The organism is Azospirillum sp. CT11-132, assembly GCF_047302835.1.
Classification (GTDB): domain Bacteria; phylum Pseudomonadota; class Alphaproteobacteria; order Azospirillales; family Azospirillaceae; genus Azospirillum.
Genome location: NZ_JBGLZA010000001.1, coordinates 164,779 through 187,863, shown reverse-complemented (window position 1 = coordinate 187,863; position 23,085 = coordinate 164,779). Strand labels below are relative to the sequence as shown.

The following is a 23,085-nucleotide window of genomic DNA, read 5'->3' as shown; positions in this document are numbered from 1 at the left end:
CCAATCCGTGGGATAAGGGGAGAAGGATGGGGTCGAAGCCTGTTGCCGTCGCGTTCGGCCTGCTGCTGGCGCTGCAGTTCTTTACCGGAGCCGGCACCGGAGCCACCGCGGCACAGCCGGAACCCGCCGCCGCACGCAACGGCGACCGGCCGGTGCTGGCGGAAATCGAGCGGCGTGGGGTTGTGCGCTGCGGGGTGTCCTTCAATCCCGGTTTCGCCGCCAACGACGACGGTGGCCGTCCGGTGGGCTTCATGGTCGATCTGTGCCGGGCGCTGGCGGCTGCGGTACTGGGCAAGGCCGACGCCATCGAGGTCCGCCGGCTGTCCAAGCTGCAGGAGTTCGCCGCGGTCGCCACCGGCGAGGTCGACGTCTCCTTCGCCCAGACCTCCTGGACCCTGACGCGCGACGCCACCTATGCCGTCGATTTCGGTCCGCCGATCTTCTACGACGTGCAGGGGATCGCCGCATGGCGGCTGCCCGACGGCCGGTCGGCGCTGGACGGTGAACTGACGGTCTGCGTTCCGGCCGGGACCACCACCCAGGCCGAGTTGGAGTCCCTGATCGCCGGCGGCAAGCGACCCTGGAAGCTGCGCAGCTTCCCCGGCTGGCCCGACACGCTCGAAGCCTTCCTCAGCCGCGACTGCGCGGCGGTCAGCGCAGACCGGGCATTGCTGACCACGGCGCTGCATATGTTGGACGCGCCGCAGGACGCGCTGGAAATCGCCGACACCCCCGTGGCCTCTTCCGTTGCCGCCCGCGAGCCGCTGGCGCCGCTGACGCCGAACAGCGACCGCATGTGGATGGCGGCGGTGCGTTGGGTCATGTTCGCGCTGTTCCTGACCGACGATGCCGGCGTCACCGGCGCCAACGCCAATTTCCAGCGCATCACCGGCAGCAGCGAGATGCGGCGCCTGCTGTCCGGCATGCCGGAAGTGGCGGCCAAGGCGGGCCTGCGTCCGGACTGGGCCTATCAGGCGGTGGTGCAGGTCGGGAATTACGGCGAGATCTTCGACCGCAATCTCGGCAGCCGGTCCCCCTTCAAGCTGGACCGCGGCGTGAACCGGCCCTGGACGCAGGGCGGGCTGCTCTATGCCCCGGTTTTCCAGTAAGGGCTGTTCTGGCAAGCGGCCGAATTCGCACAATAGGACAGTGTAACCCAATACCGCGCCCCGTTGCCCCCCGACCATGGTCGGGGGTGACGCCGATAGTTTGTATACGCAACTATCTGCACAACGACCAAGAAGCAGGCTCGGTCATTCAACGGCATGACCACGATGTGCCGCTCACAAAAAACCAACCACAGTCCTGGCTTATTCACTTGGGAGGGTGAAAACCATGGCCTATGCGGCTTCGACGGCTGATGCCGTCCGACCGATGACGGGCGAGGAGAAGAAAGTCATCTTCGCGTCCTCGCTCGGGACGGTTTTCGAGTGGTACGACTTCTATCTCTACGGATCGCTCAGCGCGGTCATCGCCGCGCAGTTCTTTTCGGGCGTGAACCCGACCGCGGCCTTCATCTTCGCCCTGATGGCGTTCGCCGCCGGCTTTGCGGTCCGGCCCTTCGGTGCCCTGGTCTTCGGCCGTCTCGGCGACATGATCGGCCGCAAATACACCTTCCTTGTCACCATCCTCATCATGGGCCTGTCGACCTTCATCGTCGGCATCCTGCCCAACTATGCCTCGATCGGCATCGCCGCGCCGATCATCCTGATCGGGCTGCGCCTGCTGCAGGGTCTGGCTCTCGGCGGCGAATATGGCGGTGCCGCCACCTATGTCGCCGAACATGCGCCGCATGGCCGCCGAGGCAACTACACCTCTTGGATCCAGACCACTGCGACGCTCGGCCTGTTCCTGTCGCTGCTGGTCATCCTGGGCTGCCGCGTCTCGATGTCGCCGGAGGATTTCAACGCCTGGGGCTGGCGCATCCCGTTCCTGATCTCCATCGTGCTGCTCGGCATCTCGGTGTGGATCCGGCTGATGCTGAACGAATCGCCCGCCTTCAAGAAGATGAAGGAGGAGGGCAAGCATTCGACCGCGCCGCTGACCGAATCCTTCGGCCGGTGGAAGAACCTGAAGATCGTGCTGCTCGCCCTGTTCGGCCTCGTCGCCGGTCAGGCGGTGGTCTGGTACACCGGCCAGTTCTATGCCCTGTTCTTCCTGACCCAGACGCTGAAGGTCGATGCCCAGGCGGCCAACCTGATGATCGCGGCGGCGCTGCTGATCGGCACGCCCTTCTTCGTGATCTTCGGTTCGCTGGCCGACAGGATCGGCCGCAAGCCGATCATCATGGCAGGGCTGCTGCTGGCCTGCCTGACCTATTTCCCGCTGTTCAAGGGCATCACCCACTACGCCAACCCGGCGCTTGAGGAAGCCATCGCCACGGCGCCGGTCGTCGTCGTCGCCGATCCGAACGAATGCTCGTTCCAGTTCAACCCGGTCGGCACCAGCCAGTTCACCAGTTCCTGCGACATCGCCAAGAGCGCCCTGGTGAAGCGCGGCATCCCCTACACCAACGAAGCGGGGCCGGCCGGTACCGTCGCCTCGATCAAGGTCGGCAGCACGGTCATCCCCGGCTATTCCGCCCTGCCGCAGGCCAACACCACCGTGTCGCTGAGCCACGGTCCGGCCACCGCCGCCACCCCGGCCGACGCCAAGGCGGCGGGCGCCGCCTTCGACAAGGGGCTGGGCGACGCGCTGAAGGCGGCCAACTACCCGCCGAAGGCGGACCCGGCCCGCATCGACACGGTGATGGTCATCGCCCTGCTGACGGTGCTGGTCATCTATGTGACCATGGTTTACGGCCCGATCGCCGCCATGCTGGTGGAGATGTTCCCGACCCGCATCCGCTACACCTCGATGTCGCTGCCCTACCACATCGGCAACGGCTGGTTCGGCGGCTTCCTGCCGACCACCTCCTTCGCCATCGTGGCGGCCACCGGCGACATCTATTCCGGCCTGTGGTACCCGATCGTCATCGCCGCCGCGACCCTGGTGATCGGCCTGCTGTTCGTCCGCGAGACCAAGGACGTGGACATCTACCAGCACGATTGACGATGCCGGCCTTCGCCTGAACCGGCGATGGTCCGGCAAAGGAAATGGGCGGAGGGGATTTCCCTCCGCCCATTTTCCGTCCGGGTTCCGTCAGGCGGCCGCCGTCAGGTGACCCCCATCAGGCAATCGACAGCGCCGCGTGCGGCTGCGTCGTGTCGGCCGCGGCAAAGGCGGTGCCGGTGGCGAGCGGCGAGGCGTCGCGGCCTTCCTGGTAGCCGAACTGGACGTAATGGTTGGTCGCGGCCTGCAGATCTGTGCCGAAGGCGGCCTGCAGATCCGGATAGCGCGCCAGATAGGACGAGGCGTCGAACTCCAGGTTCCGGCCCTCGTTGCGGCCGAACTGGGCATAATGGAGCGCCGCCGCGGTCGTGTCCGTGCCGAAGGCGGCGATCAGGTCCGGGTTGGCGGCAAGATAGCTCATGGAATCGAAATCGGTCTGGCGGCCTTCCAGCCGCCCCATTTCGATATAGTGACGGGTCGCCGCGCTGGTGTCGGTGCCGAAGGCGGCAAAGATGTCCGGATTGTCGGCGAGATATCCCGCGGCATTGAAGGTCAGGGTGCGCCCCTCGCTCCAGCCGAAGGACCGGTAATGGTCGAAGGCGGCATCGGAGTCCGTGCCGTAGGCCGCGGCAAGGTCGGTGTTGGCGGCGAGATAGGACAGGCCGTCGAACACCGGGGCGGTGGCGCCGGCAACCGTCTGGTCGGCGTACTGGATGAACTCGACATTGGTCAGCCGGTCATAGCCGTTGGCGTCGATCACGTAGATCTCGCCATCATGCTTGACCGCACCGCTGTCGGCCCGCGAGGCGTGGCGGACCACCGTGTCGATGCCGTCGCTGCCGTCGATGATATTCACGCCCTTGCCGCCATCCAGCAGGTCGTCGCCCCGGCCGCCGTTGATGGTGTCGTCGCCGGCATAGCCGCGCATCGTATCGTTGAAGTCCGACCCGGTCAGGCTGTCGTTGCCGCTCAGCAGGGCATCACGGATCGCCTCCGCGCTTGTGCCGGCCGCCGCCCAGTTCAGCGCGGTCGCAACCGGCAGGTTCAACTGCGACACCGACAGGTCGGGAACGCCGTTCGTGGCGTTGGTGACGCTGGCGATGGTGCCCCCGGTCAGAGTCTGGCTGGCCGCGTCATAGGTGAAATTGCCGCGGAAGTCGGTGGACCGGCCATCGCCATAGTTGATGACGAGCTGGTTGGGCGTGGCCACGGCGACCGTACCGCCCTGGATGCCGGTCACCCCGAGTTCGTCGGTGTTGATGCTGGTCTGGGAACCGGCGCTGACCGCTACCATTCGCACTCTCCTTAGCCTTGCGTTTTCGACCAAAGGCTTTGCAGCCCAGCAGGAAGAACAACGACGGGTCGGAAGAGTGCCGCATTCGCCGGGGGTGCGGTCGGGCGGCCACCTTTGCCCCTGTCCAAGGCCGGCATCCACCTTATGCGTGCGGCCGAAGGTGGGTGGCAAATGCGGGCGCGGCGTACATGCGCGCCTTGTGATAGGCTGTCTCCCGCAGGGAGTGAAAATCAAGAACGGGATGCGCAAAGCCCCATGGAAAGCTGGTTCATCCTGGCCGCATCGCTGGCCTATCTGTTGTCGCTGTTCGCCATCGCGTGGTACGGCGACCGCACCGGCAATCATGGCAGCGACCGGCGCACGCCCTGGCTCTATGCGCTGAGCTTCGGCGTCTATTGCACCTCCTGGACCTTCTACGGCGCGGTCGGGCGGGCGGCGACGGGGGGATTTTATTTCCTGCCGATCTATGTCGGGCCGATCCTGATGATCGGGCTGGGCTGGCCGATTCTGGCCCGCATCGTCCGGGTGGCGAAGTCGGAGAACGTCGTCTCCATTTCCGACTTCCTGTCCGCCCGCTACGGCAAGAGCCGCAGTCTGGCGGCGCTGGTCACCATCGCCGCCGTGATCGGACTACTGCCCTACATCGCCCTGCAGTTGAAGGCGATCAGCGTCAGCTTCGAAATCCTGGCCGGGGCATCGCTGGGCACCGATCTCAGCCAGATGCCGGGCGGGACCGCGCTGATGGCGGCGCTGTTGATGGCGGCCTTCGCCATCCTGTTCGGTGTACGCAGCGTGTCGGCCAACGAACATCACCGCGGGCTGATGATGGCCATCGCCGCCGAATCGGTGGTGAAACTGGCCGCGGCGCTGGGGGTGGGCGGCGCCATCGCCTTTTCCGTCTTCGGCGACCCCGCCACCTTCATCGACGCCGCCGTCCGCCATCCCGGATTCCTCGAACTGATCAGGCTGGACAGCATCGGCACCGACTGGTGGGTGGCCTGCCTGCTGTCCGGCCTGGCGATCCTGTGCCTGCCGCGCCAGTTCCACGTCGCGGTGGTGGAGAACACCCATGCCGGCGACGTGCGGTCGTCGGCCAAGCTGTTCCCCGCCTATCTGGTCGCCATCAACCTGTTCGTCCTGCCGGTGGCGCTGGCCGGGCTAATGCTGCTTCCCGACGGCACGACCAACGCCGACACCTTCATGGTGTCCATCCCGCTGAGCCAGGGCCGGCCGTGGCTGGCGCTGGCGGCCTTCATCGGCGGGCTTTCCGCCGCCACCAGCATGATCCTGGTGGAGATGGTGGCGCTCAGCACCATGATCTGCAACGACATCGCCGTTCCGCTGCTGATGGCGCTGCGCCCCGACGACCGGCGGCTGCGCGACGATCCGGCGGGGATCCTGCTGCTGGTGCGGCGGTCGGCGGTGATCGTGCTGGTTCTGCTGTCCTATGGCTGCTACCGGCTGATCGGCCCCGCTTTTCCGCTGGCGACCATCGGCATGATGAGCTTCACCGCGGTGGCGCAGTTCGCCCCCGCCCTGCTGGGCGGCCTGATCTGGAGCCGGGCCAGCCGCAGCGGCGCCTTCGCCGGCATCTGCGCCGGATTCCTGGGCTGGGCCTACACCATGCTGTTGCCGTCCTTCGCCGATGCCGGCTGGCTGGCCTCCAGCGCGCTGCGCGAGGGTCCGTTCGGCCTGACCGGCCTCAGCCCGGTGGCGCTGGCCGGCATCGCCGGCATCGACCCGCTGACCAACGCCGCCCTGTGGAGCCTGGGTCCGAACATCCTGCTGTTCGTCGTGGTGTCGCTGCTGACCCGTCCGTCGACGCTGGAGCGCCAGCAGGCCGCCCGTTTCATGAGCCTGCGCCGCGCCTCCGACGGCGAACCGCACGGGCCGCGCGGCGCCACGCTGGCCGACCTGCACGATCTGGCGGTACGCTATGTCGGGCAGCCGCGCGCCGACGCCGCCTTCCGCCGGTTCACCGGGGTGGCCGAGGGCGATCTACGCACCGCGTTGCTGACACGCACCGACGGGGAGGCGATCCAGCTGACCGAACGGCTCTTGGCCGGTGCGGTCGGTTCGGCGTCGGCCCGCGTGGTGGTGGCCGGGCTGCTGTCGGACCGCCGGCTGTCGCGCACCGACGCGCGGTCGATCATCGACGAGGCGTCGCGCGCCATCCTGAAACAGCACGAGCTATTGCGCGCCACGGTCGAGAACGTGCCCCAAGGCATCGCGGTGTTCGACGAGGACTGGCGCGTCGCCACCTGGAACAACCAGTTCCTGGTCCTGCTGGACCTTCCGGACGGCTTCGTGCAGGTCGGCACCTCGCTGCAGGACATCGTCGGGCTGATCGCGCGGCGCGGCGAATATGGCCGCAATGGCGAAATCGAGACCCTGCTGGAGCGGCGTTCCGACCCGCGCCGCCGCAACAGGCCCGACGTCTATGAACGGGTGCGGCCCGACGGGACGGTGCTGGAGATCGCCACCAACCCGATGCCCAGTTCAAAGCCAGGGGGCGGCGGCTTCGTCGCCGTCTACACCGACGTCACGGAGCGCCACCGCGCCGCCGCTGCCCTGCGCGAAGCCAACGAGTCGCTGGAACGACGGATCGAGGAGCGCACACACGCCCTGTCGGAAGCCAAGGCGGAGGCCGAGCGCGCCAACCGTGGCAAGACCCGCTTCCTGGCCGCCGCCAGCCACGATCTGCTTCAGCCGCTGCACGCCGCCCGGCTGTTCCTGTCGGCCCTGTCGGAACGCAACGGCGACAGCGCCATCCGCCAGATCGACGCTTCGCTGCGGTCGGTGGAGCAGATCCTGGGCGATTTGCTGGACGTTTCAAAGATCGACAGCGGCGTGGTGAAGCCGAACCCGGTGCCGATGCGCATCGAGGAACTGCTGAAGCCGCTGGGCGAGGAGTTCACCGTGCTGGCCAGCCGCCACGGGCTGGGGCTGCGCGTGGTCGACTGTTCGGCCACGGTGCGCAGCGACCCGACGCTGCTGCGACGCATCCTGCAGAATTACCTCGCCAACGCTGTGCGCTACACCCGCACCGGCCGCATCCTGCTGGGCTGCCGCAGGCGGGGACATTTCCTGTCGATCGAGGTGTGGGACACCGGGCCGGGCATCCCCGAACACAAGGTGCCGGAAATCTTCATGGAGTTCCGGCAGTTGGACAATGACGGCGACGACCGCGGCAAGGGGTTGGGACTCGGCCTCGCCATCGTCGAGCGTCTGGCCGGCATCCTCGGCCATACGGTTCAGGTGCGCTCAAAGGTTGGTCGGGGCAGTGCCTTCTCCGTGCTGGTGCCGTTGACCGACGAGCCGGTCGCCGCCCGCGCCGTGGTGGTCCGCCCGCGCGGCCGCGACCTGCGCGGCGTGCTGGTGCTCTGCCTGGAAAACGAGCCAGCCATCGCCCGCGCCACCGAGGATCTGTTGTCCAGCTGGTCCTGCCGCGTCGTCACCGCGGCCGCCCCCGACCTTGCCCTGGAGAAGCTGGAGGGCCGCACGCCCGACGTGATCCTGACCGACTACCACCTCGACCGCAGCCTGACCGGCGTGGAGGCCCTGCGGACATTGCGCGCCCGGCTGGGCAGCGACATCCCCGCGGCGGTCGTCACCGCCGACCGCGACGCCGCCGTGCGGGAGGACATCGAAGCCGCGGGCTGCCGGCTGCTCTACAAGCCGGTGCGTCCGGGTGCGCTAAGGGCGCTGCTGGGACAGTTGCTGGCGGAGGGGCAGCGGATGGCGAGCGATTGACGCACTGTGCCCCCTCCGCAACCCTCCCCCTCTTCGAGGGAGATGGTGCCTTGTGCAAAGCGGCGGCAGTCCTCTCTCCCGCGTTAGCGGGGGAGGGATGGGAAGGGGACAATGCCTGCTTCACTCCACCGGCGGCGGCGGTGCCGCGGACAGCGCCAGCTGGCTCGCCAGCACCGCGGCCTGGGTTCGGGTCAGCACGCCCAGCTTGCGCAGAATCGTGGTGACGTGGGCCTTCACCGTCGTCTCGGCGACGTTCATCTCGTAGGCGATCTGCTTGTTCAGTTTGCCTTCGGCGATGCCGGCGAGGACGCGGAGTTGCTGGGGGGTCAGGGTGGCGGCGCGTTGGGCGGGGTCGGGGGCATCGGTTTCGGGGCCGCCATTGATCTCCGGCAACCAAAGCTCGCCGTCGAGCACGGCATGGATCGCCTCGACGATCTGGGTGTTGGGGGCGGATTTCGGGACGAATCCGGAGGCGCCATAGTCGATGGAGCGTTGGATCGTCACCGGATCCTCCGACGCCGACACCACGATCACCGGAATCGCCGGATGTTCGGAGCGCAGCATCATCAGCCCGATCAGTCCGCTCATCCCCGGCATGTGCAGGTCCAGCAGGATGATGTCCGGCGGCTCCCCGGTATCGAGAAGCGGCTTGATATGGTCGAACCGCGACGCTTCCAAAATCACGGCGCCGGGAATCGCCTGACCGATGGTCTGGGTCAATGCAGTGCGCATCAGCGGGTGGTCGTCGGCGATCAGGATGCGGTGCGACATCGGCCTTCTTGAAACTTTCCGGCTATGGACAGTCCGGGTTTAAAACCGTTCCACCAGTATCCGCTTGCAGCCGCCCGTTGACAACTGCGCCCAATGCCGCGCGTCGAAGTTTCCGATGGATTTTACCCTTATCCGTCCGCGGATGGGATGGCACCGGCGCTGGTGCGTTCGTGGATGGCTTGGCGGCGGAAGCGGTACAACTCGGCGGGCCGGCCGCCGGTCTGGCTTTCGTACTGGCCGGTGGGCTCGACGAAGCCGCCGGAGATCATCAGGCGGCGGAAATTCTGCTTGTGCACCCGCTCACCGGACAGCGCCTCCACCACCAGCTGCAGTTGATGCAGGGTGAAGGTCGGCGGCAGCAGTTCGAAGACGATGGGGCGATAGCGCAGCTTGCCGCGCAGCCGCTCCAGCGCGGTTGCCAGGATGCGCCGGCCGTCGCGCGCCATCGGCCGGCCGAGCGCCCGCGGCATCGGCCCACTGGCCCGCACCGACGGGTCGACCCGTGCGGCGAGGTCACGGTCGCGGAAGGCCTCCACCACCAGCCCGGCCTCGTAGAGCAGTTCGAAGCGCTCCAGCACGCGCTCCATGTCCCAGTCGGCACCGTCCAAACCGAAGGCCATTTGGGCACGCTCGGCCCTTCGCAGTCGGGTGCCCTCGTCAGGCGCCGAGGCGATCCAGCCGCCGAGCGCTGGTGCGATCACGGCGTCCAGCAGCGGCGGGCGCTGGTCGCGCCAATCCTCCCACGGGAAATGATCGTAGAGGTCGCGCCATTCGGCCGAGGCCTCGCCGCCCAGCGGACCGTCGCGGACCAGGGCCAGATAGCCGACCACGACGGAGCGCGGACCGCCGAACAGCTCGTGCGGATCGCGGTAGCGGTCACCGAAGGTATAGAGCTGCTCGACATAGCGCAGCGCCAAACCCGAGAGTCCTTCCGCCACCGCGCGCACGCCGTCCTGCAGGGTGCGGAAGCGGTCGGGCTCGAAGGGCGCGCCGGGCAGCGCGTCACGATGCGGCAACGGCTCGTCTCCGCGCCGGTGGTCTTCCGGCACGGAAAAGCCGCTGCGCACCGTCACGACGCGCGGCGTCCCGCCGGTCACCGCAACGATGGCGACCGACAGGCCGAGTTGGAGAGGCTGGGTCACAGGGCGCCCCTCTCCTTTTGGAGAGGGGACGCCGTAATTCGACCGATCAACGCTTGTCCAGCGGGACGAAGGGACGGGCGGCGTGGCCGGTGAAGAGCTGGCGGGGGCGGCCGATCTTCTGGGCCGGGTCCTCGATCATCTCCTTCCACTGGCTGATCCAGCCGACGGTGCGGGCCACGGCGAACAGCACGGTGAACATGCTGGTCGGGAAGCCCATCGCCTTCAGGATGATGCCCGAGTAGAAGTCGACGTTCGGATAAAGCTTCTTCTCGACGAAATACTCGTCCGACAGGGCGATTTTCTCCAGCTCCATCGCGATGGACAGATGCGGTTCGTCCTGAATGCCAAGCCGGTCGAGAACCTGATAGCAGGTCTCGCGCATGATCTTGGCGCGCGGGTCGTAGTTCTTGTAGACCCGGTGGCCGAAGCCCATCAGGCGGAAGCTGTCGTTCTTGTCCTTGGCGCGGCGGACGAACTCGGGGATACGCTCGACCGAGCCGATCTCCTCCAGCATCTTCAGCACGGCCTCGTTGGCGCCGCCATGGGCCGGACCCCACAGCGCCGCGATGCCCGACGCGATGCAGGCGAACGGGTTGGCGTGCGACGAACCGGCGAGACGGACGGTGGAGGTCGAGGCGTTCTGCTCGTGATCGGCATGCAGGATGAAGATCTTCTCCATCGCCTCCGACAGGACCGGATCGACCTTCCATTCCTCGCACGGCGTGCCGAAGGTCATGTAGAGGAAGTTTTCCGCGAAGGACAGGTCGTTGCGCGGATACATGAAGGGCTCGCCGACCGTGTACTTGTAGGCCATGGCGGCCATGGTCGGCATCTTGGCGATCAGGCGGTGCGCGGCGATCTTGCGCTGCACCGGATCGAAGATGTCGGTGGAGTCGTGATAGAAGGCCGACAGGGCGCCGACGACGCCGCACATGATCGCCATCGGGTGGGCGTCACGGCGGAAGCCGCTGTAGAACTTGGCGAGCTGTTCATGCACCATCGTGTGATAGGTGATGGTGCGCTCGAAATCGGCCTTCTGCTGCGGGTTGGGCAGTTCGCCGTTCAGCAGCAGGTGGCAGACCTCCAGGAAGTCGCAATTCTCGGCCAGATCGGCGATGGCATAGCCGCGGTGCAGCAGGACGCCCTGGTCGCCGTCGATGTAGGTGATGGCCGAATCGCAGGCGGCGGTGGAGGTGAAGCCCGGATCGTAGGTGAAATAGCCGGTCTCGGCGTAGAGCTTGCGGATGTCGATCACGTTGGGACCGGTCGACCCGCTGAGCACCGGCAGCTTCAAGGTCTTGCCGGTGGCGTCGTCTGTCAGCGTGACGGTGCCGACCTGGTTCACATCGCCGTGCGGCGTGTGCTTGCTCGATTCCATGACCTTCTCACACTCCTTGCTGGCCGGCCGGGCGGCGGCTCGCGGCCTCCGCTGCCGGACCTTGGTGGTTGGCCCGTCTTCGGCGCGCATGGGCGGCGCGCTTGTATCGCGCGCTCGTTCGCCCCTTGCGGCGCCGCGCCGTCTTCTCCCGGTCTGACGCAAGGATCGGCCGGGAGCGGAACCCCCACCCTTCCTGGTCGTTGACTCCTCCAGAAGATAGCAGAGGACATCATGACCGACACGCCTCAAACACGCACCCCCTCCGAAGGAATGGCCCAGCCGCGGAAATCCGGCGCCAACACCCACGACCAGACCCCGGCCGGCGAACGTTCCCCACGGGAGGACATGACCAAGACGCCGGGCGACGGAACGTTGCAGGACGCCACGCCGGCCGGCCTGTCGTCGAAAGAGCTGCGGGAGCGGGCGGAGGATGCCGACGGCTCGACCCAGCCGGGCACCGGCTGACCGCAATCCGGAAGGCCGGCGGGAGACTCAGGCCGCCGGCCGCTGCACGCCGGTGCGCTCGCGCAAGGAGCGCTCCAGCCGGGCGGACTCGTGCAGCAGCACCGGCAGGAGTTGGCCCGCCTGATCCCTGTCGCCATTGCGGCAGAGGACTTCCATGCGCCAGGCGTGGTGCATGACCGTCATCCCGCCGAAGCTGCCGGCGAGGCTGGACAGGTCGTGCGCCTCCCCCGCCAGCGCCCGCAGGTCGGCGGTGCCGGCCAGAACGGACTCCGCCATCGCGGACAGCCGTTCGAGCCGGCGCGACACGTCGTCGAGGAAGCTGTCGACGATCAGCGCCAGATTGTCGGCACCCACCGTCTCCACCAGATCGGCCAGCACCGCCTCGTCCAGCGCGTCGCCGGTCCCGTCACCGCCGCTCCCGTCACCCGGATCGGCCGGGACACCGGCGGACCCGGCCCGGGTTTCCGACGCTCCGATCCAGCAGTCCAGCGCGGCCAGCAGGCCGGTGCGGCTGATCGGCTTGGTCAGGTAATCGCTCATGCCCGCGCGCAGGCACAGTTCGCGCGTGCCCGGCATGGCGTCGGCGGTCAGGGCGATGATCGGCAGGCTGGCCAGGGCGCCGCCGCGCGCCCGGATCGCCTGCGCCGCCTCCAGCCCGTCCATCCCCGGCATCTGGACGTCCATCAGCACCAGATCGAGGCCACCGCGGCAGGCCGCCGCGACCGCCTGCTCCCCGTCCTCCGCAACCTCGACCGTATAGCCCAGCTTGCGCAGCAGGGTGGTGGCGAACAGCTGGTTGGTGCGGTTGTCCTCCGCCAGCAGGATGCGGCCGCGGCGCGGCGCCTCCTCCGCCCCGGCGTCCTTGGCCGGAGCGGCAGTGGCGGCAGCGGCGGGGGTTGCCGCAGCCAGCAGTCCGGTCAGGCAGCCGGCCAGCGAACTCTGGCGCAGCGGCCGGTTCAGCGTGGCGTGGGCCAGCCCCTGGGGCACGCCATCGGTGCGCGCGGCCGGCCCAAGCGTGACGATCAGAACGCGCCGCGTCACCGCCAGCGCCGGCTCGCCGGCAACCGCCGCCAGCAGCGCGTCGCCGCCCATGCCGGGCATGGTCTGGTCGGCGAGCACCACGTCGAAGGGCCGGCCGCCGGCCACCGCACGCCGCAACGCCTCCAGCGCGTCGGGTCCGTTTTCCACCGTGACAGGCATGGCGCCCAGGCTGTCGAGCATCGACGCCAGCACCCGGCGGTTCACCGCCAGATCGTCCACCACCAGCGCGCGGCGCCCGGCCAGCGGCCGTTCGGCCGGCGGCAGGGCCTCGTCCGACAGGGCCAGCGGCAGGTCGACCAGGAAACGGCTGCCGGAACCCGGGCTGCTCTCCACCGCGATGCTGCCGCCCATCAGTTCCGACAGCTGGCGGCAGATCGCCAGCCCCAGGCCGGTGCCGCCGAACTTGCGGGTGATCGACCCGTCGACCTGCTGGAACTTGTTGAACAGGGTTGGCAGCGCCTCTGCCGCGATGCCGATGCCGGTGTCGGTCACAGTGATGCGCAGCACCAGATGGGAATCGGTGGCGTCCAGCGCCTCCAACTCCACCGCAACGGACCCTTCGTCGGTGAATTTCACCGCGTTGCCGACCAGATTGACCAGAATCTGCCGGATGCGCGTCGGATCGCCCAGCAGCGTGCGGCGCAGCAGCGGGTCGATGTAGAAGCCGATCTCGATCCCCTTCTCGTGCGCGCGCGGGGTCAGCAGTTCCACCACCCCTTCCACCAGATCGGCGGCGTCGAAAGGCAGCGTCTCGATGGTGACGCGGCCGGCCTCCAGCTTGGAGATGTCGAGGATGTCGTTGATGATGGTCAGCAACGCGTTGGACGAGCTGCGGATGGCCTGGGCGAACTGGTGCTGCTCGGGGGTCAGGGCGGTGTCGAACAGCAGCTCCGTCATGCCCATGATGCCGTTCATCGGCGTGCGGATCTCGTGGCTCATCGCCGCCAGGAATTCCGACTTCGCCTGCGTCGCCGCCTCGGCGCGGGCGCGCAGGGCGTCGGCCTCCTCGCGGGCGGCGTCGAGCCCTTCGGCCAGCGCGCACATGTCGGCGGCCTGACGCTGCAATTCCGCTTCGAAGCGCTTGCGCTCGGTGATGTCGGTGCGGGTGCAGACCAGCGAACCGTTGCTGGTCCGGTTCTCCGCCACCACTATCCAGCGGCCGTCGGGCAACTCCCGCTCGAACGGCGCGCCGGGGTTGCGGTGCTGGGCCAGCTCGGCCCGGATCCAGGCTTCGTCGCTCGGGCCATCCGGATTGCCCGCGAACTCGCCATTGGCGATGGCGGCGCGCAGGATGTCCTCGAACGGACGGCCGGCGGTCAGCAGCGGCGCCGTCAGCGGATGGGCTTCGCGGTAGCGCTCGTTGCACAGGATCAGCCGGTCGTCGGCGTCGAAATAGGCCAGCCCCTCCGGCACCGCCTCGATCGCGTCGTCCAGCGTCTGCTTGGCGAGCCGCAGTTCCTCCTCCGCCAGCTTTTCGCGCGTGATGTCGGTATGGGCGCCGACCATGCGCACGACCCGGCCATTGGCATCGCGGATGTGGATGGCGCGGCTGAGGATGTAGACGGTATGACCCTGCTTGTGGCGGAAGCGCTGAACCGCCTCGAATTTCGGGATCAGCCCGGCATTGTAGGCGCGGACCATCTCCAGCGCGGCGATCCGGTCCTCCTCGAAGATCAGGCCAGCCCACATGTCCAGGCTGTTTTCCAGCTCGCCGTCGCGATAGCCGAGTTGCTCCTTCCAGGTGGGGGAGAACCAGATCCCGCCGCCTTCCAGGTTCCAGTCCCAGATGCCGTCCCGCGTCGCCTGGACGGTCAGGTCCAGAAGCTCGCGGTTCGACCGCAGTTCCGCCTCTTCCCGCTTGGAGTCGGTGATGTCCTGGACGACGCCAAGCAGGCCGACCGGCCGGCCGTCGGCCCCGCATTCGGCCATGCCGCGGATGAAGACATGGCGCAGCGACCCGTCCGGCCGGATGACCCGCGCCTCGACCGAGAACCCTTCGCCGGTCGTCCGCGCCCGCTCGACCAGACCGGCGAGATGCGACCGGTCGTCAGGGTGGTAGCAGGCGCGCGACAGCTCGATCGTCGGCTGCTCCTGCTGCGGCGGCAGGCCCATGATGCGGTAGACCTCGTCCGACCAGCGGCGGGCGTCGGTGACGAAATCGATGTACCAGTGGCCGAACTGGCCGATCTCCTCGGCGAGGTTCAGCAGGCGCGAACGGTCGCGCAACTCCGCTTCCGCCCGCTCGCGCCGGGCCACCTCGCGGCGAAGCGTCATCTCGTCCACCACCAGCCGGGCGAGCTGCGCCAGGGTCTCCGCCTCCCGGTCGTCGAAGCCGGCGCGGGGCACGTCGTCGATGACGCAGAGCGTTCCCAGCTTCTGCCCATCCGCCACCAGCGGCGCGCCGGCATAGAAGCGGATGTTCGGCGCTCCGGTGACCAGCGGATTGCCGGCGAAGCGCGGGTCCTTGGTCGCGTCCGGCACAACCAGCACGCCATCGTCCAGGATGGCGTGGGCGCAGAAGGCCAGATCGCGGTGGGTCTCCGTCGCCTCCAGCCCGACCCGGCTCTTGAACCATTGGCGCTCGCGGTCGATCAGCGAGACCAGCGCGATGCGCGTGCCGAAGAAATGCCCGGCCAGCCGGGTGATGTTGTCGAAGCCCGATTCAGGCGCGGAGTCGAGGATGCAGTAGGAGTCCAGAACGCTCTGCCGCCGGCTCTCATCAGGGGGCAGAGCGGCCGGCACCGCCCCCGCGCTCAAGCGGCACTCTCCCCGGTGCCGCGGGCGTCGGCGACGCGCCACTGCTGAAGCTTTCGGTAGATGGTGGACGGGCTGATCTCCAGCATCAGGGCGGCGCGCGGCACATCGTCGCCGGTCAGCCGCAACGCCTTCTGGATCATGTCCTTCTCGACCCGCCACAGCGGCTGCACGGCGCCATCCTCCTCCGGCGCATCGGCGGCCGGCGAACCGCAGGCGGCGCACGGGGAGGCGCCGGCGTCTGGACTGCTGATTGCCGGACCGCCCATCGGCGGCAGCATGTCCAGCGTGACCCGCGGCCCGTCGTTCAGCACCACGACGTTGCGGACGACATTCTGCAATTGCCGCACGTTGCCCGGCCAGTCATGGGCGCGCAGCCGCGCCTCCACCTCCGGGGCGAAGGCCGACAGCGACTTGCCCTCCTCCCGCGCATAGTCGATCAGGAAGGAGCGGGCGATCTCGATCACATCGTCGCCGCGGTCACGCAACGGCGGCAGGGCCAGCGGGATGACGTGCAGACGGTAATAGAGATCCTCGCGGAAACGGCCGGCCTGCACCTCGGCCAGCGGATCACGGTTGGTGGCGGCGACGAAGCGCACGTCCACCCGCTCCTCCCGCCCGCTGCCGACCGGGCTGACCGTGCCGGTCTGGACGAAACGCAGAAGCTTGCTCTGCAGGTCGAACGGCATCTCGCAGATCTCGTCCAGGAACAGCGTGCCGCCGTCGGCGAGCAGCGCCGCCCCCGGCCGGTCGCCCGCCGCCCCGGTGAAGGCGCCCTTCACATGGCCGAAGATCTCCGATTCCAGCAGATCCTTCGGGATGGCGGCACAGTTCAGCGCGACGAAGGCGCCGTCGCGCCGCGGACTGGCGCGGTGGATGGCCTGGGCAGCGACCTCCTTGCCGGTCCCGCTCTCCCCGGTGATGAAGACGTTGGCGCGGCTGGCGGCCACGCTTTCGATGGTCCGGTAGACCGCCTGCATTTCCGGCGAGCTGCCGATGAAGCCATGGAAGCGCCCGCGGTCCAGATCCTTGCGGTATCCCTCCACCATCCGCGCCAGCGTCCGCCGTTCCAGCGCGTTGCGCAGGGTCAGGTTCAGCCGGTCGGCGTTGAAGGGCTTCACGATGAAGTCGAAGGCGCCGAGCTTCATCGCCTCCACCGCCAGATCGATGGAGCCGTGGGCGGTGATGATGACCACAGAAACGCTGGGATCGCGGGCATGCAGCGCCTGCAGAACCTCCAGCCCATCCATGTCCGGCAGCTTCAGGTCCAGGATCACCGCATCGGGCGGCGATGCCGCCGCCGCGTCCAGCGCCTCCCCCCCGCGGGTGCAATGCACGACCTCATGGGCGTCCGCGCGCAGGAACTCGATGTAGAGCTTGGCGAGCGGGACCGTATCCTCGATCAGCAGGATGCGGCGCTTCTTGGGAGAGGACACGGGGCGGCACTCTGACGGTCGGTGAATGGGCGTCGATCAGGCAAGATTGCCCGCGCAGTGTAACCCGGCCAAGGCTCTGCCGCCAGTCGGGCTGAGCCTACCTGCATATGACTTTTGACGGAGAACGCCGGCAGGAGGCGCCCCACCCCCTTCAAGCTCCGCTGTCGATCAGGTCGGTGCGTCCGATCCGCCGCAACGAGACCTGGACACGGGCGTTGTGCTCGCGGATCTCGCGCAGGGTCTGCAGCGTGAATTCCACATGGGCCTCGGCCGCCGCACTGGCCGCCGCCGCGTCGCCGGCCAGAACCGCATTGGCGATGGCGAGATGCTGTTGCAGCAGCAGCTCACGCACGCCCGGCCGGGAGTAGAGGTCGGTGCGGTTGTAGAACACGTCGTTGCGCAGCAGGTCGGACAGCGTCCGCATGATGTGCAGCATGACGACGTTGTGCGCCGCCTCGTAGATCGCCAGATGCAGGTCGGCGTCCGAGTCCGCCTCCTCCGAGCTGTCGTCCTTGCCATGGGCGGTCTGCATGCGGGCGACGATGCTGCGGATGCTGTCGCGGTCGAGGTCGGTCGCCCGCTGGGCCGCCAACCCGGCCGCCGCCACTTCGATGGAGCGGCGGAACTCCAGATAGTCGAAGGACGCGTCCGGCTTGTTGCGCATCAGCGTCATCAGCGGATCGGCGATCTGCGCCAGGAAGGTGGCGACATGGGTGCCGCTGCGCCCGGTGACCAGCAGGCCGCGCTCCTCCAGCTTGGCGATGGCGTCGCGCAGCGACGGGCGCGACACGTCCAGCTTCACCGCCAGTTCGCGTTCAGCCAGCAGCTTCTCGCCGGGGCGCAATGCGCCTTCCAGGATCAACCGCTCCAGATGCTCGGCAATGGCATCGGCCAGCTTGGCCGGTTTGATCGTCCCCTGCATTGGGTAGGCGGCCTCTCCCTGCACGTCTTGATCCTCTTCAATACCGATGGACGGAACAGGCGTCCAGAGCAGTGGCTGGCCGGCAACGTCGCACCCCCCTACCAAAGTGGGCCGCTTGGCAAACGATTCAGCCGTTGCACAGTCTGGTAAAATATTTTATCCAAGTTCCACCGTATGGATAAGAGATGTCCACCGCTTCCCGAATGGCAAGGGGTCTTCCCCAAGCTTAACCGGGGCGGAAGGTGCATCCACACGTACCGGGACAGGACGGACCAGGCCCCACAAGGGCGCATCCGCACCGCGAGCATCGGGGCCGCAAGACCCCGGCGGCGGTGAACGCCTCCGCTTTGCCGAACGTCCGGCCTTCCACCCGCTCCTCCCGTCAGGGTGCGGGCAGGCCGGGTGCAGCCAAATGCGGCCAGCCTTCTCCCGGGACACCGTTCGGACCGACATCACTCCCCGAGAAGGAGACCCCCGAGGATGACCTGGTCGCAAGTCTACGACCCTATGAACAACATCTGGCTGTCGACGCTGTTCGCGTCGCTGCCGGTCCTGGTGATGCTGGGCGGTCTCGGCATCTTCCACATGAAGGCGCACCGCGCGGCCCTGCTGGGCCTGGCGACCGCGCTGGCGGTGGCCGTCGCCGTGTTCGGCATGCCGGTGGCGATGGCAGGAAAGACCGCGCTGATGGGTGCGGCTTACGGCCTGCTGCCGATCGGCTGGATCGTCGTCAACATCATCTTCCTCTATCACCTGACCGAGCAGCGCGGGCAGTTCAAGATCCTGCAGGAAAGCATCACCGGCATCACCAATGACCGCCGGCTCCAGCTTCTGCTGATCGCCTTCTGCTTCGGCGCCTTCTTCGAGGGAGCGGCCGGCTTCGGCACGCCGGTCGCCGTGACCGGCGCCATGCTGATCGGGCTGGGCTTCACCCCGCTGGCGGCGTCCGGCCTGTCGCTGATCGCCAACACCGCCCCGGTCGCCTATGGCGCACTCGGCACGCCGGTGCTGGCGCTGGCGGCCGTCACCGGCCTGCCACTGCTGGACCTGTCGGCGATGATCGGCCGGCAGCTGCCCTTCTTCTCCGTCCTGGTGCCGTTCTGGCTGATCGTCGCCTTCGCCGGCTGGCGCGGCATGATCCAGATCTGGCCGGCCATCCTGGTCGCCGGCGTATCCTTCGCCGTCCCGCAGTTTGTGGTGTCGAACTATCACGGCCCCTGGCTGGTGGACGTCGCCGCCGCCATCGTCTCGCTGGTCTCGCTCACCCTGTTCCTGAAGGTCTGGCACCCGAAAACCATCTGGCACACCGCCGGCGGAGCGTCCGCGCTCACGCAGGGTGTCGGCGCCGCCGTGGTCGAGGGCGAGGCGCGCCGCAGCCACGGCTACAGCGCCGCCGAGGTCCGCCGCGCCTGGATGCCCTGGGCGATCCTCAGCATCCTGGTCTTCCTGTGGGGCATCCCGGAGGTCAAGACCTTCCTCGACGGCGTATCGATCTTCAAGTTCCCGATCGACGGCCTGCACAACATGGTGATGCGCGTTCCGCCGGTGGTGGCCAAGCCCCATCCGGAGGCCGCCGTCTACGTCCTGAACTGGCTGTCGGCGACCGGCACCGGCATCTTCATCGCCGCCGTCATCTCCGGCTTCCTGATGGGCTATTCGCCGGTCGAGATGGTGAAGACCTACGGCCGCACCCTCTACGCCATCCGCAACTCGCTGCTGACGATCTCGGCGATGCTGGCGCTGGGCTACACCACCCGCTATTCGGGTCTGGACACCACGCTGGGCCTCGCCTTCGCCAACTCCGGCTTCCTCTACCCGTTCTTCGGCACCTTCCTGGGCTGGCTGGGCGTGGCGCTGACCGGGTCGGACACGGCGTCCAACGTGCTGTTCGGCAGCCTGCAGAAGGTGTCGTCGGAGCAGTTGGGCCTGCCGCCGGTGCTGATGGCCGCCGCCAACAGCTCGGGTGGCGTGATGGGCAAGATGATCGACGCCCAGAGCATCGTCGTCGCCGCCGTCGCCACCAAGTGGCATGGGCATGAGGGCAAGATCCTGCGCTTCGTCATCTGGCACTCGCTGGCGCTGACGGCGCTGGTCGGCCTGCTGATCATGGCCCAGGCCTATCTGTGGCCCTTCACCCAGATGGTGATCGGCCGCTGAGGCCGGTTCCTCCCGCCACCTCCCCCACCACCAGCAGGAAGCGCTGCCGATGCCGTCCCTCCCCCTGGCCGCCCCCTACGACCGCGTGCTGGCCGAGCTTCAGGCCGTCATTCCCGAAGCCCGGCTGGTGACAGACCCGCTGCGCACGCTGGCCTACGGCACCGACGCCAGCTTCTACCGGCTGATCCCGAAGATCGTCGCGCTGGTGGAGACGGAGGAGGAGGTGGTGCGGTTGCTGCGCATCACCCGCGGCCACACGGTGCCGGTGACCTTCCGCGCCGCCGGCACCAGCCTGTCGGGGCAGGCGGTCAGCGACAGCGTGCTGGTGGTGCTGGGGGACGGCTGGCGTGGCTGCAGCATCGGTCCGGGGGCGGCCACCGTCACCCTGCAGCCCGGCGTGATCGGGGCGGAGGCGAACCGGCGGCTGGCCCCGCTGGGGCGCAAGATCGGTCCCGATCCGGCCTCCATCGCCACCGCCAAGATCGGCGGCATCGCCGCCAACAACGCCAGCGGCATGTGCTGCGGCACCGCGCAGAACAGCTACCGCACGCTGGAGTCGATGCGTCTGGTTCTGGCTGATGGCACGGTGCTGGACACCGCCGATCCGGCCAGCCGCAGCCGCTTCCGCGACAGCCATGGCGCACTGCTCGGCCGGCTGGCCGATCTCAGCGCCCGCACCCGCGCGGACGAGGCGCTGGCCGGCCGCATCCGCGACAAGTTCCGCATCAAGAACACCACCGGCTACAGCCTGAACGCGCTGGTGGACTACGAGGACCCGGTCGACATCCTCCAGCACCTGATGATCGGGTCGGAGGGGACGCTGGGCTTCATCTCCGCCATCACGCTGCGCACCGTGCCGGAGCACGCGCACAAGGCCAGCGCCCTGCTGTTCTTCCCCGACATCGGCGAGGCCTGCCACGCCGTGTCCTTGCTGAAAGCCGCACCGGTCGATGCGGCGGAGTTGATGGACCGCGCCTCCCTCCGCTCGATCCAGGACAAGCCGGGGATGCCGCCGCAGATCCGCGGCTTCGGCCCCGAGGTCGCGGCGGTGCTGGTGGAGACCCGTGCCGAGAGCGCGGCGGCGCTGGAGGCCAATGTGGCGGAGATCGCCAGAGTTCTGGCCGACTGCGTCACCATCGGCGACACCGGCTTCACCACCGACGCCAAGGCCTGCGAAGGCTTCTGGAAGATCCGCAAGGGCCTGTTCCCGGCGGTCGGCGCCATCCGCCAGACCGGCACCACCGTCATCATCGAGGACGTCGCCTTCCCCCTGCCCCGGCTGGCCGAAGCGACTCGCGAGCTGCAGGAACTGTTCGTCCGCCACGGCTATCACGAGGCGATCATCTTCGGCCACGCGCTGGAAGGAAACCTGCACTTCGTCTTCACCCAGGCCTTCGACACCCAGGAAGAGATCGACCGCTACCGCCGCTTCATGGACGATGTCGCCGTGCTGGTGGTTACCCGCTATGACGGTTCGCTGAAGGCGGAGCACGGCACCGGCCGCAACATGGCCCCCTTCGTCGAGATGGAATGGGGTGCGCAGGCCTATGGGCTGATGAAGGAGATCAAGGGGCTGTTCGACCCCGATGGGCTGCTGAACCCCGGCGTCATCCTGAACGGCGACCCGCAGGCCCATCTGAAGAACCTGAAGCCGCTTCCCCCCGCCGACCCGCTGGTCGACACCTGCATCGAGTGCGGATTCTGCGAGCCGACCTGCCCCTCCCACCGCTTCACCCTGTCACCGCGCCAGCGCATCGTCGGCCGGCGCGAGATGGCACGGCTGGCGGCGGCCGGCAACGATGCCGGGCGTCTGGCCGAGATCAGTGCCGCCTATGAGTATCAGGGCATCGACACCTGCGCGGCTTGCGGCCTGTGCGCCACCGCCTGTCCGGTGGGAATCGAGACCGGGCTTCTGATCAAATCCATGCGCGGCGAGCGGCGCGGCAGCATGGCCCGCAAGGCGGGGACGCTGGTCGCCGACCACATGGAAGGCACGCTGGGCCTCGCCCGCACCGGCCTGCGTCTGGCCGACCTCGCCCGCCGCACCATCGGCCATGGCGCCACTCAGGCGGCAGCCCGTGTGCTGACCGGCGGCAACCTGCCGGTTCTGCCCCGCAACATGCCCACATCCGCGACCTTCTCGCCGAAGGCGGACATTCTCACCAGCGAAGACCTGCCGACCGTGGTCTACGCCCCCAGCTGCGTCAGCCGGACCATGGGACCCGCAGCGACCGATCCGCAGCAGCGTCCGCTTCCACAGGTGGTGGAGTCGGTGATGCGCAAGGCCGGCTTCCGCATCCTCTATCCGGAGGCGGCGGATGGCCAGTGCTGCGGCATGCCGCTGGAGAGCAAGGGGCTGATCGAAGCCGCCGACGCCAAGGCCGACGCCATGCTGGCGGCCCTGTCGAAGGCGAGCCGAGGCGGCCGGTATCCGGTGGTGATGGACACCAGCCCCTGCGCCCTGCGCCTGAAGAAGCGCCTGACCGATGCCGGCCTGCGCATCCTCGACGTGGCGGAGTTCCTCAGCGAGTTCGCCCTGCCGCGCCTGGACATCGCCAGGACGGCGGAGCCGGTGATGCTGCACCTGACTTGCTCGACCCGCCGGATGGGGCTGGACGGCGCCCTGACCGCGGTGGCGAAAGCCTGCGCCGAGACGGTGGTGATCCCGCCCGACGTTGGCTGCTGCGGCTTCGCCGGCGACAAGGGCTTCACCACGCCGGAACTGAACGCCCACGCGCTGCGCCACCTGCCGGCATCGGTGCCGGAAGGCTGCGCGTCGGGCTATTCCACCAGCCGCACTTGCGAGATCGGCCTGTCCGACAAAGCGGGCGTCCCCTACCGGTCGATCGCCTATCTGGTCGACGCCTGCGCGACGGCGAAGGTGGAGGAGAGGGCGCGGGTGGCGGAGGTGGCTTTCTGAG

Annotated in this window: 13 protein-coding genes; 6 read left to right on the top strand and 7 right to left on the bottom strand. The window is 68.2% G+C overall.

The features are described 5' to 3' along the window. Nucleotides 1–26 precede the first annotated feature (26 nt). Nucleotides 27–1,109, top strand: coding sequence for a transporter substrate-binding domain-containing protein (locus ACCD06_RS00865; RefSeq protein ID WP_413338066.1), 1,083 nt, complete (start codon nt 27–29; stop codon nt 1,107–1,109). A 226-nt stretch (nt 1,110–1,335) separates the two neighbouring features. Continuing rightward, a complete protein-coding gene (locus ACCD06_RS00860; RefSeq protein WP_109074246.1) occupies nt 1,336–3,051 on the top strand; it encodes an MFS transporter in 1,716 nt (571 codons plus the stop codon). Nucleotides 3,052–3,169: 118 nt separating this feature from the next. Here ACCD06_RS00860 and ACCD06_RS00855 read toward each other — a convergent pair whose 3' ends face one another. Further along, complete coding sequence (locus ACCD06_RS00855; protein WP_413338064.1) at nt 3,170–4,345, bottom strand: calcium-binding protein; 1,176 nt, start codon at nt 4,343–4,345, stop codon at nt 3,170–3,172. A 255-nt stretch (nt 4,346–4,600) separates the two neighbouring features. Here ACCD06_RS00855 and ACCD06_RS00850 point away from each other — a divergent pair, with 255 nt between their 5' ends. Further along, nucleotides 4,601–8,098: a NahK/ErcS family hybrid sensor histidine kinase/response regulator gene (locus tag ACCD06_RS00850; RefSeq protein WP_413338062.1), complete on the top strand. Its 3,498-nt coding sequence runs from the start codon at nt 4,601–4,603 to the stop codon at nt 8,096–8,098. 120 nt (nt 8,099–8,218) lie between these two features. On the opposite strand, the gene ACCD06_RS00845 is transcribed toward ACCD06_RS00850, so the two are convergent. The 3 genes from ACCD06_RS00845 to gltA all read right to left on the bottom strand — a co-directional run bounded on the left by ACCD06_RS00845 (nt 8,219) and on the right by gltA (nt 11,389). Next, nucleotides 8,219–8,869, bottom strand: a complete 651-nt coding sequence (locus ACCD06_RS00845; RefSeq protein ID WP_109074249.1) for a response regulator — start codon at nt 8,867–8,869, stop codon at nt 8,219–8,221. A 128-nt stretch (nt 8,870–8,997) separates the two neighbouring features. Continuing rightward, nucleotides 8,998–10,011, bottom strand: coding sequence for an NUDIX hydrolase (locus ACCD06_RS00840; RefSeq protein ID WP_109074250.1), 1,014 nt, complete (start codon nt 10,009–10,011; stop codon nt 8,998–9,000). Between the two features lie 46 nt (nt 10,012–10,057). Beyond that, nucleotides 10,058–11,389, bottom strand: a complete 1,332-nt coding sequence (gene gltA, locus ACCD06_RS00835) for a citrate synthase (RefSeq protein ID WP_413338060.1) — start codon at nt 11,387–11,389, stop codon at nt 10,058–10,060. Between the two features lie 231 nt (nt 11,390–11,620). Between gltA and ACCD06_RS00830 the strand changes: the two genes are divergently transcribed. Next, complete coding sequence (locus ACCD06_RS00830; RefSeq protein WP_413338058.1) at nt 11,621–11,854, top strand: hypothetical protein; 234 nt, start codon at nt 11,621–11,623, stop codon at nt 11,852–11,854. A gap of 27 nt (nt 11,855–11,881) precedes the next feature. On the opposite strand, the gene ACCD06_RS00825 is transcribed toward ACCD06_RS00830, so the two are convergent. From ACCD06_RS00825 to ACCD06_RS00815, 3 genes are all read right to left on the bottom strand, one after another. Further along, entirely contained in the window at nt 11,882–15,652 is a 3,771-nt protein-coding gene (locus ACCD06_RS00825; protein ID WP_413338056.1) for a response regulator, read from the bottom strand. Then, a complete protein-coding gene (locus tag ACCD06_RS00820; protein WP_413338054.1) occupies nt 15,649–17,085 on the bottom strand; it encodes a sigma-54-dependent transcriptional regulator in 1,437 nt (478 codons plus the stop codon). The genes ACCD06_RS00825 and ACCD06_RS00820 overlap by 4 nt, the downstream gene beginning before the upstream one ends. A 151-nt stretch (nt 17,086–17,236) precedes the next feature. Next, nucleotides 17,237–18,007, bottom strand: a complete 771-nt coding sequence (locus ACCD06_RS00815; protein ID WP_109074255.1) for an FCD domain-containing protein — start codon at nt 18,005–18,007, stop codon at nt 17,237–17,239. A 480-nt stretch (nt 18,008–18,487) separates the two neighbouring features. Here ACCD06_RS00815 and ACCD06_RS00810 point away from each other — a divergent pair, with 480 nt between their 5' ends. Both ACCD06_RS00810 and ACCD06_RS00805 read left to right on the top strand, forming a co-directional pair. After that, nucleotides 18,488–20,164: an L-lactate permease gene (locus tag ACCD06_RS00810; protein ID WP_109074256.1), complete on the top strand. Its 1,677-nt coding sequence runs from the start codon at nt 18,488–18,490 to the stop codon at nt 20,162–20,164. Nucleotides 20,165–20,213: 49 nt separating this feature from the next. Then, nucleotides 20,214–23,084: an FAD-binding and (Fe-S)-binding domain-containing protein gene (locus tag ACCD06_RS00805; RefSeq protein WP_413338052.1), complete on the top strand. Its 2,871-nt coding sequence runs from the start codon at nt 20,214–20,216 to the stop codon at nt 23,082–23,084. The last annotated feature ends 1 nt before the right edge of the window (nt 23,085 follow it).